We start from the raw sequence: 16,431 nt of genomic DNA, 5'->3' as shown, positions 1-16,431 counted from the left end.
GAGAATGGAACAACGCTTCCCGACGGCCGAGCGGCCGAGGGGTGATGGAGGAGTGCACGTGGGCAACGGAGTGAACATCGGCATCGTCGGCGCGACCGGCCAGGTCGGCGCGGTCGTGCGCAAGCTGCTCGAGGAGCGGGACTTCCCGGTCGCCTCGATCCGCTACTTCGCGTCGGCACGGTCGGCAGGCTCGACCTTGCCGTGGAGGGGCGACGACGTGGTCATCGAAGACGCCTCGACGGCTGATCCGAGCGGCCTCGACATCGCGATCTTCTCCGCAGGAGCCACCCTCTCGAAGGCGCAGGCCCCTCGCTTCGCCGCCGCCGGTGTCACCGTCATCGACAACTCGAGCGGCTGGCGCATGGACCCCGAGGTGCCGCTCGTGGTCAGCGAGGTCAACCCGCACGCGATCGACGAAGCCGTGAAGGGCATCATCGCCAACCCGAACTGCACGACGATGGCCGCGATGCCCGTGCTGAAGGTGCTGCACGACGAAGCCGGTCTCGAGCGACTCATGATCTCGACCTACCAGGCCGTTTCCGGGGCCGGTCTCGCCGGCGGCGAAGAACTGCTCGAGCAGGCGCGCGCGGCGGTCGCACAGGACGCGATCGGGCTCGTGCACGACGGGGCATCCGTCGTCTTCCCCGAGCCCGTGAAGTTCCCTCGGCCGATCGCCTTCGATGTGATCCCGCTCGCCGGCTCGATCGTCGACGACGGCGACAACGAGACCGACGAAGAGAAGAAGCTCCGCAACGAGAGCCGCAAGATCCTCGAGCTGCCGGGGCTGCGGGTCGCGGGCACGTGCGTGCGTGTGCCCGTCTTCACGGGGCACTCGCTCTCCATCCACGCCGAATTCGCCAACCCGATCACCCCCGAGCGTGCCACGGAGCTGCTCGCGGCCGCACCGGGTGTCGAGCTCTCCGACGTGCCCACCCCGCTGCAGGCGGCGGGCGCCGACCCGAGCTTCGTCGGTCGCATCCGCCAAGACCAGTCGGCACCCGACGGCACCGGCCTCGTGCTCTTCGTCTCGAACGACAACCTGCGCAAGGGCGCGGCGCTGAACGCCGTGCAGATCGCGGAACTCGTCGCGGCGAAGCTGCCGGCCGCCGTCTGACACGCTCGCACGACACGTGGTGGCCAACGCGGTGCTGAAGTCGCCGCGCCGCCTGCCCGTCGTCCACGGATGCGCCGCGTGTCCCACTAGGCTCGGGGCATGGGATCGGGGGAACCCCGGCGGATGAGCGCCACACTGGATCGCTCCGTCATCCTCTCGCAGCTGCTCTTCGGCGCCGTGGTCATCGTCGTCGTCTTCACGCTGCAGATCTTCTCGACTGCGTCGGCATCGCAGCCCCTGATGCTCGCGGCGATCGTGCTCGTCTTCGTCACCACCGGCGTGTGCATCGTGACCCCGTGGCATCGACTGCCGCGCGGCGTCATCATGATCGTGCCGCTCATCGACATCGTGGCGGTCGGACTCATGCGGATGAGCGACCCGGCGGGGGGCGTCGGACTCCTGTGGGTGTTTCCGACGCTCTGGCTCGCGAGCTACTTCGGACTGGCCGGCGCGGTCATGGCGGTCGCCTCGGCGTCGGTGCTCATCTGGACGACCGAGCTCATCACCGGCCGCGCGATCACGAGCGGCAGCATCCCCGCGGTCGTGCTCCTGCCGATCGCCTTGCTCTTCGTGGCGACGAGCGCCGTGCTCACGAGCCGGCGCACCACTGCGCAGCGGGTGATTCTTCGCAGGCAGGCCGGTCAGCTCGAGCGCGCACTCCGCAGGGCGAACCGGCAGGAGGCGCTCGTCGCCGAGGTGATCAACGCCGTCGACTTCGGGGTGATGCGCCTCGATCGCGACGGTCGAGGGGCGGTCATGAACGCGGCCTACGCGCGCCTGTACGGCATCCACATCGCCTCGCCGGATGCCGCCCGCCGCGGCGTGGCCTTCGGCCCCGACCGCGTCACCCCGCTCGAGGAGCACGAACTGCCGTTCAACCGCGCCGCGCGCGGCGACGAGTTCGACAACGTGATCACGTGGATCCCCACCGGGCAGCGCGAACTCGCCGCCGTCGCCGTGACCGCGCGGCGCCTCCTCGACGTCGAGAACGAGCCCGACGGCAGCGTGCTGGTGGCCCGCGACGTCACCGCAGAGCTCCGTGCCATCCGTGCGCGTGACGATCTCGTCGCCTCGGTCTCCCACGAACTCCGAACCCCGATGACCTCGGTGCTCGGCTACATCGAGCTCTCGCTCGATGATCCCGAGCTGCCGCCTTCGGTGCGTCGCAACCTCGACATCATGGAGCGCAACGGCGAGCGGATGCTGCAGCTGATCGCGAGCATCCTGCAGAGCGCGCGCCTGGCCGAGGCGCCGCCGCTGCTCCAGTTCGGTCCGACCGACCTCGGCGCGATCGTGCGCGACTCGGTCGAGGCGCTGCGCCCCAGATCCGACGAGCGCGACATCACGGTGGCCGTGACCACCGCCGACGAGGTAGAAGTGCGCGCCGACGGCTTCCGCATCCGCCAGGTGGTCGACAACGTGCTCTCGAACGCCATCAAGTACAACCGCGAGGGTGGCGAGGTCACGATCGGGGTGACCGCGGCCGGCGACAAGGCGTGGATCGTGGTCCGCGACACCGGCATGGGGATTCCCGAGGCGGAACAGCCGAAGATCTTCGACCGGTTCTTCCGCTCGGAGGCCGTGCGGCAGGGCAGTGTGCACGGAAGCGGTCTCGGGCTCGGCATCGCGCGCGACTTCGTCGAGCGGCACGGCGGGAAGTTCGGCATCGACAGTGAAGAGGGATTCGGCACGACGGTGATCATCACCCTGCCGGTCTCGGGCCCGGAGGCGAAATGACGATCGATCTGTACACCGCCCAGCTCGCCGTGAGCACGGTGACGATCATCTCCGGGGTCATGTTCGTGCTCGACACGTTCCTGCGGAAGACGGATGCCGCGGGGCGCCTGTGGGCCGTCTCGTTCATGGCCGGCATCCTCGCGTCGTTCGCCTACGCCACCTGGGCCGTCGTGCCGCACGCGTGGTGGGCGGTGGCGGTGGGCAACGCCGCCATCGTGTTGTGCCCCGCCCTGCTGTGGTGCGGCGCCCGAGCGTACAACGGGCGCAATGACGCCGTCTGGAGCGCTGTGCTCGGCGCGGCGGTCGCGGCCAGCGCCGTGCTCGTCGAGGGTCCCGACGGCGGGGACTGGGCGGGTGCGGTGGTCATGTTCGTGCTCATCGCGGGTTTCGCGGCGCTCGGTGCGGCGGAGAGCTTGCGTACGCCGATGCGGGAGAGCTGGAGGGCGCGCGGGCTCACGGTCATGTTCATCGTCGTTGCGCTGTTCTACTCGGCCCGGGCCGTGGCGTACCTCGTGCTCGGACCGGAGGATCCCTGGTTCCGAAGCGCGCTCGGCACCGAGGCATCCTCGTTCGTGCTCATGACGCTCGTGATCGTCGCGGTCGTGAGCCTCGTGATCCTGCAGGGCGAGCACTCGGACGGCGCGTCGAATCGGCGCGAGCTCGCGCCGTCGTTCACCGCCGACGCGGTGCTCACCACCGCGTCGTTCCGCGAGGTCGTCGAGGACTGGCTCGAGCGTGCGAACTACCATGACGAACAGCTCGTCTTCATGCGAGTGGAGCTCGACGAGCTGTCGGCGCTGAACACCGCGTTCGGCCGCTCCGTCGGCAGTCAGCTGCTGGCGGAGTTCACCGCGGCGGTTCGGCGCTACTGTTCACCACACGCCGACATCGGGTGCGCGGGCGCGGGTGCGCTCGTGGTCGTCGCGCCGTTCGCGCAGATGGAGGATGCGGAAGAGTACGCCGAGGCGGTGCAGGCAGGGCTCCGTGAGAAGCGGCTCGACGCGGCACAGGGCCTGCGGCTCTCGGCGAGCATCGGCCTGGCCGGCACCGATGTCATCGGGTACGACTTCGATCGGCTCATGGCCGCGGCCGCCGCGGCGGCAGTGGATGCCCGCGCCAAGGGCGGCGACGCCGTCGCGATCGCGGTCTGAGCCGGGCGCGACCGCAACGGCGACCTACCGCGATGGCGACCGGCTGCGACGGCGACCGGCCGCGATGGCCGCACCGATCAGCGCTCGGGGGCGGGGGCGGGGGCGATGGCGATCGTCAGGGAGTCGACCGCCGTCTGCTTGGCGAAGTCGTTCGAGGTCGGCGTCGACTGCTGCAGGAGCTCGTACTTCATCGTCAACTCGAGGCGGTCGGCCTCGGCGTCGACCGGCGGGACGATGAACGTCTGGCTGAAGCTGTAGGGATCGAGCACGAGGTATCCCGGAGCCACGCTCGCCTGGTCGACGAGCGGCTCGAACGAGGGGAGCGCGCCGCTCGCGTTCGCGACCACCGGGGTCGCCGTGACCCGGGAGAGGTAGATCTTCTGGCCGTCGGCGGGGGTCACCGTCGCGTGCACGGCGAAGCTCAGCGGCTTGTTGGCCGCTGCCGTCCATTCGTCCATCGAGAGCGTCGACCAGTAGTCGACGGTGAGGGTGATCGCGCCGACCTCGATGGTACGGGTCGCGGCTCCGGCGGCGAGGTCGTTCTGCACCGGCGTGGCAGGTGCGGTCGTCGCGGGCGTGGCCGTAGACTTCGGCATGCCGATCCATGGGGGAGCGGAACACCCGGCGAGGAGCAGCGCGCCGCCGGCGAGGACGCCGAGCGCGAGCACGCGGGGGAGTGTGGAATTGGTCGAGCGCTGGTGCACGCGTAGCCTTCCGGTACGGCGACGTCGGGCCGCCCGAACGCCGAATCTTGAGGAGATCTTGAGGTGACGTTATCGCATCCCAGCGGGGAACCCGAGGTCGCCCCGCCACACTCGGTGACGTGGCGCGGGGACGCTGCACCGAATGTCAGGAGCGACACGATGAACGAACTCATCACCGACCGAGAGGCTTCCACGGAGCCTGTCGAGTCGCCGGTGCGTCCGCTTCCCGAGCCCGAACTCGAAGCGTACGCCGATGGATTCGCCGCACTCGTGGACACGCTCCCGTCGGCTCGCGCGACCATCGGTTGCATCGTCCCCGCCTACAACGAGGAGGCCTCGATCGCCGCGGTCCTCGAGTCGCTCCTCGCCCAGACCCGACTGCCCGACGTCGTGCACGTCGTCGTCAACAACACGACCGACCGCACCGTCGACGCGGCGGCAGCATTCGCCGGCGCGCACACCCGCCTGGACGGCGACGGCAACGAGCAGTTCACCGAAGTGTTCGTGCACGACATCGGCAAGAACCCCGACAAGAAGGTCGGCGCGCTGAACTACGGCTTCACGCTCGTCGAGGGGCTCGACTACCTGCTCGGCGTCGACGGCGACACCGTGGCGGACTCGCGAGCGGTGGAGTTCCTCGAGGCCGAGATCGCTTCCGACAGCCGCATCGGCGGCATCTCGGCGATCTACTCGATTGACGACCGCGAGATGAAGGGCGTCATCGCGCCGTTCCTCATCGCGGGCCAGCGTGCCCAGTTCGCGGCGTTCAACATGCAGAACATGCTCCGCGGCCGCAACATGGCGGTACTCGGCGGCCAGTACTCGATCTTCGCGACGAAGGCCCTCCGCGACGCGATGACGGCCAATCGTCAGACCACGCCGTGGGTGAAGGACAGCGAGGTGGAGGATTCACTCCTCTCGCTGCAGATCAAGAGCGCGGGCTACCTCACGAAGATCAGCGCCCGCGCCCGCGCCGACGTCGGCGGCATGGAGACGCTGCGCGCCCTCGACGCGCAGCAGGTGAAGTGGAACTACGGCGCGATCGAACTCATGTGGCCGGGCCAGCGCGGCGACACGAAGGGCCAGCCGTTCCACCCCAACCTGCGCTTGCGCTGGTGGGAGAACCTCTCGATGGCGGTGAACGCGCTCACCCGCATCCTCTTCATCGTGCTGCTCGCGGGCTCGCTCTCGATCGACGCGTTCGTGTTCGGTCCGATCTGGCTCATCCCGCCGGTCGTCGCCGTGCTCCTGAACCTGCGCATCGCGCTCTCGATGGAGAACCGCACCGCCCGCGACATCCTCTTCGCCGTGCTGATCCTGCCCGCGGAGATCTACATGTGGATCCGGATCGGCCACTTCGGCCGCGCCTGGGCCAAGTTCGCGAGCAAGAAACAGGTCGACAACTGGGCGGCGCAGGCCAAGGCCGAGCGCGGCTCGGGTCACGCCTACCTCGCCCCGCTCCTCATCGTGCTCGCCGCCGTGATCGCGATGGTCGCGATCTGGACCCAGCTGACCCCGGTCGTGCAGTCCTCGGTGCTGTGGGCCGGCTGGCCTGTGCTCGGCACCATCACGGTGCTGCAGACCGTCGGCATGTTCAGCAAGCTCGTGCGTCGGCACCACGGCTACAAGGTCTGATGGATGCCGCGAGCCGCGTCTCGGCTCAGGCTCAGTCGTCGGCGGTCAGCCGGTAGCCGACACCGCGCACCGTCTCGATCCAGCGCGGCTGCGTCGCGCTCTCGCCGAGCTTGCGGCGGAGATTGGCCAGGTGCACCTCGACGGCGCGCTTGTCGGCCTCGCTCACGTAGTACGAGGTGACGTAGCTCTCGCCGCGCAGGGCGAGGGCGAGGTCGGCCTTGCTGCGCACGCGCCGGCGTGAGCTCATCAGGAGGCTGAGGAGCTCGAACTCGCTGCGCGTGATGTCGAGCTCATCGCCGTCGACGGTGACGAGATGCATCTCGGGCTGCAGCTGCAGGCCGCGGTGTTCGAGCCAGCCATCGTCGTCTGCCGAGTCGGCTCGGGACTGGACCGATGCCGTCGGTTCGGTCGCGGTCGCGGTCTCGGTCGCTCGATCGGCGACCGGAGTGTGGGCGAGAGCCGCCGCGTCGGTGCCGAGGCTCGGCGTCTCCTCCGGATCTGCCGCGTGACGCGGTGCGGGCGAATCCGTCGGCACTGAGGATGACCCCTCGGCCGCCTCCTCGGGGGCGACGGCGAGACGCGGGCGCCGCAGCATGGCGTCGATCCGGGCACGCAGTTCCCTGGGCCGGAACGGTTTGGCGATGTAGTCGTCGGCGCCCGACTGGAGGCCCATGAGCGTGTCGATCTCATCGCTGCGTGCGGTGAGCATGATGAGGTAGGTGTCGCTGAAGGCCCGGATGCGCTTCGCCGCCTCGAATCCGTCGATGCCCGGCATGCTCACATCCAGTGTCGTGAGCGTCGGACGATATCGACGAACCTTCTCGACGCCGTCGACGCCGTTCCCTGCGCTGTGGGTCTCGAAGCCACCCTGCTCGAGCACCTCCTCCAGCAGTCGCCGAATGTCGCCATCGTCTTCGATGATCACGGCGACCCGTTCCATTTGATCCCGCATGAGTTCTCCCATCCCCGTTGATTCCCCCAAGTCCCTCACTCCACCGCGTTCGCCACGAGGTCGACGGCTTGCTCGGGCCACCATTGGCCCGCCGTCGGCCCGCCGTTGCAGGTGCCGTCGCTCTCGCCGGGTGGCTTCACCCAGAGCACGGCATCGACGACCGGGTCGTCGATCGCGCGCGGGGTTTCGCCGAGTCCGATGCCCGGCGGGTTGCACCACGAGCCGTCGCTCGGCGGCCCGGCGCCGTTCCGAGACGTGTCGATGATCGCGTGAGCGCCGCCGAGCTCCGCGGAGACCTGCCGTGCGAATTCGAGCTCGTCGACGGTCGACTGCATGTTCGAGACGTTGGTCGCGAAGCCCCTCGCCTTCGCCACGCCGGCGCTTCGGAGCAACTCCGCGATGCGTTCCGGGGGCAGCCAGGCCGAGTGGCCGGCGTCGAGGTAGACGGTCGCCGCGGTGTCGCCGAACCGGGCGAGCGCAGCGCGCACGAGGTCGGTGCGCTCGGTCTGGTTGGTGCACTCGGGCGCCAGCCCGAGCGAATCCGGTTCGAGGACGACGATGCTTGCGCCGTCGCCGAGCCCGGCAGCGATCTCGTCGACCCAGTCGAGGTACGCCTCGGCGGGCAGCCCACCTGCGGAGAAACCGCCGCAATCGCGATCGGTGATGCCGTAGACGACGAAGGTGGGGAGAGCCTCGGCTGAGCCCGCCGACGCCATGATGTCGGCGACCGCCTCGTTCGCCGACCCCGGCGGGAACTCCTCCGGAGTGATCCAGATGGCGGTCGGCACGGCCGCGATCCGGGCGGCAGCCTCGCGCTCGTCGAGGCCGGCGTCGCTCGCGGCGGCGCGTGCCGCGCGGGAATCGGGGTCGACGAAGAGGGTCTGCCCGGCGAACGGATTGTGATCCGATCGCGCGGCGTTCACGATGAGCACGACGACGACGACGATCACGGCGGCGAGGAGCGCACCGCCGGCGATGAGCGCGACTGCGGGCCGCGCTCGACGGGCCGGCACCGCGCGCGCCGTGGCCGTCGGCGGGGCAGGTGGTGTCGGCGGGGCCGCCGGAGCCGTGGGTGTCGGCGTCCGCTCCGCCGGTTGCCGGCGATCCGGTGCGGCCCCCGGCTGCCGGCGCACATAGCGGGACTCGTCGTGGTGATGGTGATGCTGCAGGAAGCCCGAGGGCTCGCTGCGTGAAGCGTCGTTCGGCACAGCGCCCCCTCCCAGCGGCCGGTGTCCAGTCTAAGGGGGAGCATCGCGAGGATGCGGGAACGCCGCCGTCATTCAGTCCTGCGGGATCGCGGCGACCACGTCGATCTCGACGAGGATGTTCGCGAGGCGCGAGCCCACCGTCGTGCGCACGGGATAGGGCTCGGTGAAGAACTCCGCGTAGGCCACGTTGTACTCGGCGAAGTCCGCGAGGTCTTCGAGGTGCGCCGTGACCTTCACGACGTCGTCGAACGTCAGCTCGTACTCGGCGAGCACGGCGCCGATGTTGCGCAGGACCTGCCTGGTCTGCTCGGCGACGCCGCCGGGAACGACCTCGCCGGTCGCCGGATCCTGCGGGCCGAAGCCGGCCGTGTACAGGAATCCGTTGGCGACGACACCGTGGCTGTAGGGGCCGGCGGGCTTCGGGGCGTTCGAGAGGGTGACGGCGATCTTGGACATGGTTCTCCTTGGTGATTGGTGATTGGTGATTGGTGGTCGGTTGTCGGTGGTGGCCTTGGTGCGGGGGTCCTGATCGGCCGCGCTCGGGCCGACGGCGGCCCGCGGCATCCGGTCGCTCAGCCGAATTCGCGTGCGATGAGCTCGGCGGTCTCCCGCATGGCGGGAAGGTTCGCGCGCAGTCGATCGAGGTCGGCGACCATGCGGATCGCGGTGACCGAGAGCGCGCCGACGACCCCCAGCGGCGTGCGGATCGGCACCGCGATGCAATTGACGAACGCCTCGAACTCGCGGTCGTCGGTCGCCCAGCCGCGAGAGCGCACGAGGGCGAGCTCGAGGTCGAGTCGCTCCCGGGTCGTGATGGTGAATTCGGTGTATGGCTCCCAGGAGGCATCGGCGAGCACGGCGTCGCGGCCGGCCGGGTCGAGCTCGGCGAGGATCGCCTTGCCGACCGCCGAGCAATTGGGGATGACCGCGCGGCCGATGCGGGAGTACATGCGAACGCCCGACTCGTCTTCGGCCTTGTCGACGTAGACGATCGACCGGTCCATCAACGCCGCGAGGTGCACGGTGTTGCCGGTGCGGCGCTGCAGGCGCCGCACATGCTCGGCGCCGGCCTCGCGGAGGTCGAGCGAGTCGAGGGCCTCCTTCGAGAGTGCGGCGAGGCGCGTGCCGAGCGCGTAGCGGCCGGAGCCGCGCTTGCGCACCCAGCCGACCTCTTCGAGCGCCTGCAGCTCGCGGAACATCGTCGAGCGGTGCAGCCCGAAGGTCTCGGCGAGCTCGGCGACGGTACGCGGATCGGCGGCGATCGCCTCGATGATGCGGGCGGCCCGTTTCACGCTCTGCGACACGTCAGCGCTCCGTTCCGTCAGCGGCTCGGGACCACTCGTGTCGCCCCGGACCGTCGATGTCGCCGGTCCCGTGCGACACGAGCGGTCCCGACCCGACTTCGCGGGAGAGGTGGGCGAAGCGGGAGGGGTGGGCGGCGCGGGAGGGGTGGGCGGCGCGGCGACGGATGCCCCGGCCGGGCGTCGCCCCGGTGAGCTCGCCCGCGGTCAGCACGGGAACGCCGGCGACCAGCACGTCGTCGATGCCGGCGCCGAGCCCGAGCGGGGCCTCGTACGTCGCCGTCTCGCGCACCGCAGCGGGGTCGACGAGCACGAGATCGGCGATCGCGCCCTCGCGAACGAGCCCCCGGTCGCCGAGCCCGAACCGCGTCACCGCGCGGGCCGACACGAGCGCCGAGGCATCCGCCCAGCCCAGCGCCGCCTGCTCGCGCACGAGCAGGGAGAAGTACCGCGAGAACGAGCCGCGGGCCCGCGGGTGCGGGTGCCTGCCGATGAAAATGCCGTCGGAGCCGCCGATCGCGGCCGGGTGCGCGAGGATCTCGGCGAGCCCGGCATCGCTGCGCTCGTGCTGCAGGGCCATCACGACGTTGACGTCGAGCCGCGAGGCGACGAGCACATCGAGGGCGAACCCGATCGGGTCGATCCCGACTCCCGAACGAGCGGATGCCTCGGCCGCGCCCTGCGCGAGCGTCAGGCCGTGCGCCCAGTCGTAGCCGGGCGCGGCGACATGGGCGAGGGTGAGCATCGACGGCCACTCGGGCCCGAGGCTCGCGTAGCCCGTGATGGTCGGGAACCACTCCCGGCGAAGCCGTTCGCGCACCGCCGGGTCGGCGAGTGCGGCGACGACCTCGGCGGCGGGGCGCACCGTCAGCGAAGCGGGCAGGATCGGCATCGCGAGGATCGAGCAGCCGCGGGTGTACGGGTAGGCGTCGAACGTCGCGTCGACCCCCGAGCTCGCAAGTTCGGCGAGGAGGCCGTGCACGAGGCGTGGTTCCGCATGGAAGTGCGAGACGTGCACCCGCACCCCGGACGCCCGGGCGATCGACGCCATCTCGGTGATGCCCTCGGCCGAGTTCGCCTCGTAGCCGCCGCGCAGGTGCGACACGTAGACGCCGTCGACGTCGGCGACGGGCGCCGCGAGCGCGGCGAGCTCGTCGGTCGACGCGAAGACGCCCGGCGCGTAGTCGAGTCCGGTCGAGAGCCCGAGGGCGCCGGCCGCCAGACCGTCGGCCACGAGGGTGCGCATGCGTGCGAGTTCGGCGGCCGTCGCAGCATCCGTCGATCGGCCCATCACCTCGAAGCGCACGGTGCCGGCGGGCACGAGGTAGCCCGCGTTCACCGCGGTCGTGCCGTCGTAGCCGGCGAGGAGCGCCGCGACGCCGCCCCCGCGATAGGAGGGGTGCCGGCCGTTGATCGCGGCGAAGTACTCGTCGGCGTACTCGCCGGTGCCGGGGGCGTACGACACGCCGTCCTGTCCGCCGATGACCGTCGTGACGCCCTGCCGCAGCAGCGCGAGTTGCACCTCGGGCTCGAAGAGCGCGGCGTCGACGTGAGCGTGCGCATCGACGAATCCGGGCATGAGGAGCCGGCCCAGCCCGTCGATGACCGAGGGGTCGGCCCGCGCCGCTGCGAGCGTGCCGGTTGGAGCGATGCGTGCGATGCGATCGCCCTCGATGAGCACGTCGGATGCATCGGCGCCCACCCCATCGGCGCCCACGCCGTCGGCATCGACGACGATCACGTTGCGAATGAGCACGGTCACCGATTCCCCTAGAAGAACGTGCGCACGAGCTCGACGACCCGGTCGGAGCCGCCGCCCTCGACGACCGGGATGAACCGCCACTTGTCGAACGCGGTGCAGGGGTGGGAGAGGCCGAGTGAGACGACCTCGCCGATGGCGAGCGGCAGCGCGGCCGCAGATCGCAGGTAGGCGTGCTGGTCGTTGAGGGCGGTGACGGATGCCCCGGCGAGGGGTCGTTCGGTGGCGCCGGGCGCCTCCGCGGCACCGATCGGCGAGGGGAGGCCCTCGTCGTACGGGAAGTCCCGCTTGCCGCCGTCGAGCAGCACGAGCCCGGGCTCGGGGTGCGAGACGACGCGCGCGTAGCCGCGCATGGCGGGCGCGAGCAGGCCGTCGAGGGGCGAGATGCCGCGATAGAAGCCGTCGTCGTGCAGGAGCGAGGCGCCGGAGCGGAGGATCCAGCGCGTGCCCCCGTCAGGGGCTGCCGCGATCGCCGGCGCGAAGACCTCGGCGACCAGGTCGAGATAGGCGCTGCCGCCGGCAGTGACGATGAGCGGGCCGTCGGCGAGGCTGCGCACCGTCTCGTGCACCTCGAGCATCTCGGCGAGGTAGCTGCGCACGGCGGCGAGCGCGACGGGAGAGCGATCGTGACCGAGACTGCCTTCGTAGCCGGCGGTGCCGGCGAGTCGCAGCACGGGGGAGGCGGCGACCCGTTCGGCGAGGCGTGCGGCCTCGGGGGCACCGCGGGCACCCGTGCGCCCGCCGTGCGCGCCGAGTTCGACGAGCACGTCGAGGGGGCGGGGGAGGGCGACCTCGGAGAGGCCGCGTTCCATCGCCTCGATCGTCTCGACGGAGTCGACCCAGACGTGGAAGGTGAAGTCGGGGTCCGCGAGTTCGCCCGCGATGAAGGCGAGCCCAGCGGGTGCGACGAGCGTGTTCGCGAGCAAGATCGAGGCCACGCCGAACTCCCGCGCCGTGCGCACCTGCCCGGGCGTCGCGAGCGTGATGCCGGTGGCACCGGCGTCGAGCTGGCGCTGCCAGAGCGCCGGCGACATCGTGGTCTTGCCGTGCGGCATGAGTTCGAGCCCGCGCTCGACGCACCACCGCTGGATCACCGAGGCATTGCGCGCGAGAGCCTGCCCGTCGAGAGCGAGGAGCGGAGTCCAGAACTCAGCGAGCCGCGGCTGCGTCGCCAGGAACTCGTGCACCGTGAGGCCGGCGGCCCGGGCGGGCAGCCCCTTGTCGGCCGGGCTCAGCCGTTCATCGGCGAGTTCGGCGAGTCGCGTGTGCCGCTGCATCCGTGCACCTCCAGAGATATGTTGCAAATCCTGCAACGCGTTTGCATGGAATCTGCACACCAGACAGCATAGGGGCGTGACCGTCGCCCCGCTGCCCGAGGTGCTCGCCCTCGGCGAGGCCATGGCGCTCGTCGCGCCCGCGCTCGCCGAGCCGCTCGAGTCGGCCACGGCCTTCCATCTCGACACGGCCGGCGCCGAGGCCAACGTCGCCGCCCACCTCGCCGCGCTCGGCCGCCGCGCCGCCTGGGCGGGCCGGGTCGGCGACGACGCGCTCGGCCGCCGCATCGTGCGGCATCTGCGCGCGCGGAACGTCGACACCCGATGGGCCGAGGTCGACGTCGAGGCGCCGACCGGCGTGTACTTCAAGGACCCCGGCCGAGGGGTGCTCTACTACCGCAGCGGATCGGCGGCCTCCCGCATGGCACCGGGCTTCCTCACCGGACTGCCGATCGACTCGGCACGGGTCGTGCACGTCAGCGGCATCACCCCGGCCCTCTCCGAGTCATGCCGCGCGCTCGTCGACGCACTCGTCACGCGCGTGGCCGCGTCGGCCGCGATGCTGAGCTTCGACGTCAACCATCGGGCGGCGCTCTGGCCGACGGATGCCGCGGCCGGCCGCCTGCTCGAACTGGCCGCGCGCGCCGACCTCGTGTTCGTCGGCCTCGACGAGGCCGAGACGCTCTGGGCGACCACGACGCCCGAGCAGGTGCGGGCGCTGCTGCCCGAGCCCGCCCTCCTCGTGGTCAAAGACGGCGATGTCGGCGCGACCGAGTTCCGCGGAAGTACCGGTCGTGGCGAGCGCGACCCGGGCGCGACGCACGTGCCCGCCATGTCGGTCGAGGTCGTCGAGGCTGTCGGCGCCGGCGACGCATTCGCGGCCGGATACCTCGCGTCGTTGCTCGCCGGTGCGCCCCCGCACGAGCGCCTCTTCGCCGGACACGCCCGCGCCGTGACCGTGCTCGGCGACACCGCCGACTTCCCGCGTACCGCAGGCACCACGAGGAGCACCAGGTCATGACCATCGACAACGCCGCGTTCGACGAGATCCTCGCCCGGCAGCCGCTCATGGCGATCTTCCGGGGATTGGGGGTCGAACGCAGCCTCGCCCTCGCCGAGCACGCCTGGAGTCTCGGCATCCACGTCGTCGAGCTGCCGATCCAGAGCGATGCCGATCTTGAGGCGCTCGCCGTCGTCGCCGCGGCCGGGCGCGCCGCCGGCCACCTCGTCGGAGCGGGCACGGTGGTGTCGACCCGGCACGTCGAGCTCGCGGCATCCGCGGGCGCCGCCTTCACGGTGAGTCCCGGCTTCGATCCGCTCGTCGCCCGGGTGTCTTCCGAGGCCGGCCTTCCGCCGCTGCCGGGGGTCGCGACGGCGACCGAGGTGCAGGCGGCGATGGCCGCCGGCCTCACCTGGCTGAAGGCGTTCCCGGCTTCGCTGCTCGGCCCGGCGTGGTTCTCCGCGATGGCGGGCCCGTTCCCGGGCGCCAGATTCGTGGCCACCGGCGGCATGGACGCGTCGAACGCGGGGGAGTTCCTCGCTCGCGGGGTGCGCACGGTCGCCGTCGGCTCGGCGCTCGAGGATCCCGCGCAGCTGCCGGCACTCGCAGCGCTCCTCGCCGAGTAGGCCGCACCGAGCGTTCGGCGCCGCGCCGCGCCGCACCCGCGCGAGTTCCGACCGCCCGCCGATCCCGTCGCGCCCCCGGTCCGATCTCGCACCCCGGACGCCCGTCACATGCCGGATCCGCGCGCGAAACGCACGGGAAACAGAAACTGAATGTGTTGTTTCTAGTTACTACCTTTTCTGTTAGGATCACTTCCAGTAGCGCCCGAGCACCGAGATCCTGCGGGCGGCGTCACTGCACCACCTTCCACGCAACGAAGCACGAGAGGAATGCCGGAGATGACACGAACCAAACGCTCCTTCGCGGTGGCACTCGCCGCCGGAGCGGCTGCAATCGCCCTGGGAATGACCGGATGCTCGCCGTCCGCTGGAGGCGACGACGACTCGTCCGTCCTCCGCGTCTGGGCTGGCAGCGCGACCCCCATCAACAACAACTTCAACCCGTTCGCCGTCGACACGGCCGTGCACGCCACCTTCGGCGCGATCTACGAGCCGCTGTTCTTCTTCAACCAGCTCTCGTCCGAGCCTCCCGTCGGGCTCATCGGCGACACCTACGAGTACAGCGAAGACGGCAAGACCCTCACCGTCACGATCAAGCCCGACCAGAAGTGGAGCGACGGCGAAGACCTCACGGCCGAAGACGTCGCGTTCACCTTCGGCTACGGCTCGAACAAGACCGAGCAGTTCGTCTCCGCCGAGGCGACCGACGACACCACCGTCGTGCTCACCTACACCGAGCCGCAGTTCACGAGCGCTCCGCTCACCCTCGGCACGACGTACATCATCCCCGAGCACATCTGGGCCGACATCGACGACTACATCGGCGAGACCAACCCCGAGCCGGTCGGCTCCGGGCCGTACGTGCTGTCGAGCTTCTCCGACGCCGCCTACACGGTCGAGGCCAACGACAACTTCCGCGACGGCGCCCCCGCAGTGAAGGAGGTGCAGTACGTCGGCCTCGATTCGAACCAGTCCTCGCAAGACCTGCTGACGACCGGCAAGATCGACTGGGTCGGCCAGTTCATCGCGAACCCCGACGCCGTCACCGGCAAGGGCGACATCACCACCCTCAACCTGCAGCAGGACCCGACGACGATCACGACCTGCGCGAACGCCGACCTCGGCTGCACCGGTGCGCAGACCGACCCGGCCGTACGCCAGGCCATCAACGTCGCGATCGACCGCGCCACGATCCAGGAGAAGGCCTTCGCCGGTCTCGCCGGCGAGTCCTCGCCGACGTTCATGCTCCTGCCGCGTGACGAGCAGTGGCTGAGCGACCCCTCGCTCACGACGAGCCCGCAGGAGGCCAACGTCGCCGAGGCCGGCAAGATCCTCGAGGCCGCCGGCTACGCCAAGGACTCCGATGGGTTCTACGGCAAGGACGGAACGGCGATCGAGATCGACCTGTTCTCGCCCGACGGCTGGACCGACTACAACGATGCGGCGAAGCTCATCTCCGAGCAGGCTGCCGAAGCCGGCATCCGCATCAACGCCCGCACCGTCTCCGACGCCGAGTACTGGACCCCGATCCAGAACGGCGACTTCCAGATGGCGCTCTTCGGACTCACGCAGAGCCTCGTCGCCGACCCGTATTCGAACTACCACGAGTTCTTCGCCGGCACCTCGACGGTCAAGGTCGGCGAAAGCCCGCTGGTCGGCCAGAACTACTCGCGCTACACCAACCCCGCGGTCGACGAGGCGGTCCTCGCTGCCGGAGCGACGCAGGACGTCGCGACGAAGCAGGCCGCGTACGCGACGATCCAGACCGAGATCGCTCGTGACCTCCCGTACATCCCGGTGGTGCTGAACGCCTCGCAGTCGTTCTTCAACACGAAGAAGTTCACGGGCTGGCCGACCGAGGACGACCTGTACGCCGCACCGTTGCCCTACCTCGCGGTGGCCAACGCGGTCGTGCTGACGAACCTCACGCCGACCAAGTAGTCCCGGAGCACGCACCAGTCCCATGAAACATC

Annotated in this window: 14 protein-coding genes; 7 read left to right on the top strand and 7 right to left on the bottom strand. The window is 70.5% G+C overall.

Going from position 1 to position 16,431, the window contains the following annotated elements:
- Window positions 1-58: 58 nt before the first annotated feature.
- The 3 genes from DCE93_RS10515 to DCE93_RS10505 all read left to right on the top strand — a co-directional run bounded on the left by DCE93_RS10515 (window position 59) and on the right by DCE93_RS10505 (window position 4,002).
- Window positions 59-1,114 (top strand): aspartate-semialdehyde dehydrogenase, encoded by a 1,056-nt coding sequence (locus tag DCE93_RS10515; protein ID WP_244284149.1) that lies wholly within the window; start codon window positions 59-61, stop codon window positions 1,112-1,114.
- 123 nt (window positions 1,115-1,237) lie between these two features.
- Window positions 1,238-2,851, top strand: coding sequence for a sensor histidine kinase (locus DCE93_RS10510; protein ID WP_165906000.1), 1,614 nt, complete (start codon window positions 1,238-1,240; stop codon window positions 2,849-2,851).
- Window positions 2,848-4,002, top strand: coding sequence for a GGDEF domain-containing protein (locus DCE93_RS10505; protein WP_108595841.1), 1,155 nt, complete (start codon window positions 2,848-2,850; stop codon window positions 4,000-4,002). Before DCE93_RS10510 ends, DCE93_RS10505 begins: the two co-directional genes overlap by 4 nt.
- A gap of 77 nt (window positions 4,003-4,079) precedes the next feature.
- Here DCE93_RS10505 and DCE93_RS10500 read toward each other — a convergent pair whose 3' ends face one another.
- On the bottom strand, window positions 4,080-4,706 hold the full coding sequence (locus tag DCE93_RS10500) for a hypothetical protein (RefSeq protein ID WP_108595840.1): 627 nt from the start codon (window positions 4,704-4,706) through the stop codon (window positions 4,080-4,082).
- A gap of 159 nt (window positions 4,707-4,865) precedes the next feature.
- Between DCE93_RS10500 and DCE93_RS10495 the strand changes: the two genes are divergently transcribed.
- Window positions 4,866-6,341, top strand: coding sequence for a glycosyltransferase family 2 protein (locus tag DCE93_RS10495; RefSeq protein WP_108595839.1), 1,476 nt, complete (start codon window positions 4,866-4,868; stop codon window positions 6,339-6,341).
- A 31-nt stretch (window positions 6,342-6,372) separates the two neighbouring features.
- Here the strand turns inward: DCE93_RS10495 and DCE93_RS10490 are convergent, their stop codons facing one another.
- From DCE93_RS10490 to DCE93_RS10465, 6 genes are all read right to left on the bottom strand, one after another.
- Window positions 6,373-7,293: a response regulator transcription factor gene (locus tag DCE93_RS10490; RefSeq protein ID WP_244284148.1), complete on the bottom strand. Its 921-nt coding sequence runs from the start codon at window positions 7,291-7,293 to the stop codon at window positions 6,373-6,375.
- Window positions 7,294-7,328: 35 nt separating this feature from the next.
- A complete protein-coding gene (locus DCE93_RS10485) occupies window positions 7,329-8,306 on the bottom strand; it encodes a glycoside hydrolase family 6 protein (RefSeq protein WP_108595837.1) in 978 nt (325 codons plus the stop codon).
- 267 nt (window positions 8,307-8,573) lie between these two features.
- Window positions 8,574-8,957, bottom strand: coding sequence for a RidA family protein (locus DCE93_RS10480; RefSeq protein WP_108595836.1), 384 nt, complete (start codon window positions 8,955-8,957; stop codon window positions 8,574-8,576).
- Window positions 8,958-9,073: 116 nt separating this feature from the next.
- Window positions 9,074-9,805 carry an IclR family transcriptional regulator gene (locus tag DCE93_RS10475; protein ID WP_108595835.1) on the bottom strand — a complete coding sequence of 244 codons (732 nt, stop codon included), beginning with the start codon at window positions 9,803-9,805 and terminating at the stop codon, window positions 9,074-9,076.
- A 1-nt stretch (window position 9,806) separates the two neighbouring features.
- Window positions 9,807-11,564, bottom strand: coding sequence for an N-acyl-D-amino-acid deacylase family protein (locus DCE93_RS10470; protein ID WP_205647420.1), 1,758 nt, complete (start codon window positions 11,562-11,564; stop codon window positions 9,807-9,809).
- Window positions 11,565-11,572: 8 nt separating this feature from the next.
- Complete coding sequence (locus DCE93_RS10465; RefSeq protein ID WP_108595834.1) at window positions 11,573-12,838, bottom strand: type III PLP-dependent enzyme domain-containing protein; 1,266 nt, start codon at window positions 12,836-12,838, stop codon at window positions 11,573-11,575.
- A gap of 76 nt (window positions 12,839-12,914) precedes the next feature.
- Here DCE93_RS10465 and DCE93_RS10460 point away from each other — a divergent pair, with 76 nt between their 5' ends.
- From DCE93_RS10460 to DCE93_RS10450, 3 genes are all read left to right on the top strand, one after another.
- Entirely contained in the window at window positions 12,915-13,856 is a 942-nt protein-coding gene (locus DCE93_RS10460; protein WP_235825121.1) for a sugar kinase, read from the top strand.
- Window positions 13,853-14,461, top strand: coding sequence for a bifunctional 4-hydroxy-2-oxoglutarate aldolase/2-dehydro-3-deoxy-phosphogluconate aldolase (locus DCE93_RS10455; protein ID WP_108595833.1), 609 nt, complete (start codon window positions 13,853-13,855; stop codon window positions 14,459-14,461). The genes DCE93_RS10460 and DCE93_RS10455 overlap by 4 nt, the downstream gene beginning before the upstream one ends.
- A gap of 276 nt (window positions 14,462-14,737) precedes the next feature.
- Complete coding sequence (locus DCE93_RS10450) at window positions 14,738-16,399, top strand: ABC transporter substrate-binding protein (protein WP_108596715.1); 1,662 nt, start codon at window positions 14,738-14,740, stop codon at window positions 16,397-16,399.
- The last annotated feature ends 32 nt before the right edge of the window (window positions 16,400-16,431 follow it).

The organism is Agromyces badenianii (genome assembly GCF_003070885.1).
Taxonomy (GTDB): domain Bacteria; phylum Actinomycetota; class Actinomycetes; order Actinomycetales; family Microbacteriaceae; genus Agromyces; species Agromyces badenianii.
The sequence above is the reverse complement of the archived record's forward strand: the minus strand, read 5'-3'. Positions and strand labels throughout refer to the sequence as shown.

Bases quoted from the DNA above. Each gene is read 5' to 3' on its own strand.
- DCE93_RS10510 (WP_165906000.1), top strand. From the start codon at position 1,238: ATGAGCGCCACACTGGATCGCTCCGTCATCCTCTCGCAGCTGCTCTTC.
- DCE93_RS10505 (WP_108595841.1), top strand. From the start codon at position 2,848: ATGACGATCGATCTGTACACCGCCCAGCTCGCCGTGAGCACGGTGACG.
- DCE93_RS10495 (WP_108595839.1), top strand. From the start codon at position 4,866: ATGAACGAACTCATCACCGACCGAGAGGCTTCCACGGAGCCTGTCGAG.
- DCE93_RS10490 (WP_244284148.1), bottom strand. From the start codon at position 7,293: ATGCGGGATCAAATGGAACGGGTCGCCGTGATCATCGAAGACGATGGC.
- DCE93_RS10480 (WP_108595836.1), bottom strand. From the start codon at position 8,957: ATGTCCAAGATCGCCGTCACCCTCTCGAACGCCCCGAAGCCCGCCGGC.
- DCE93_RS10465 (WP_108595834.1), bottom strand. From the start codon at position 12,838: ATGCAGCGGCACACGCGACTCGCCGAACTCGCCGATGAACGGCTGAGC.
- DCE93_RS10455 (WP_108595833.1), top strand. From the start codon at position 13,853: ATGACCATCGACAACGCCGCGTTCGACGAGATCCTCGCCCGGCAGCCG.
- DCE93_RS10450 (WP_108596715.1), top strand. From the start codon at position 14,738: ATGACACGAACCAAACGCTCCTTCGCGGTGGCACTCGCCGCCGGAGCG.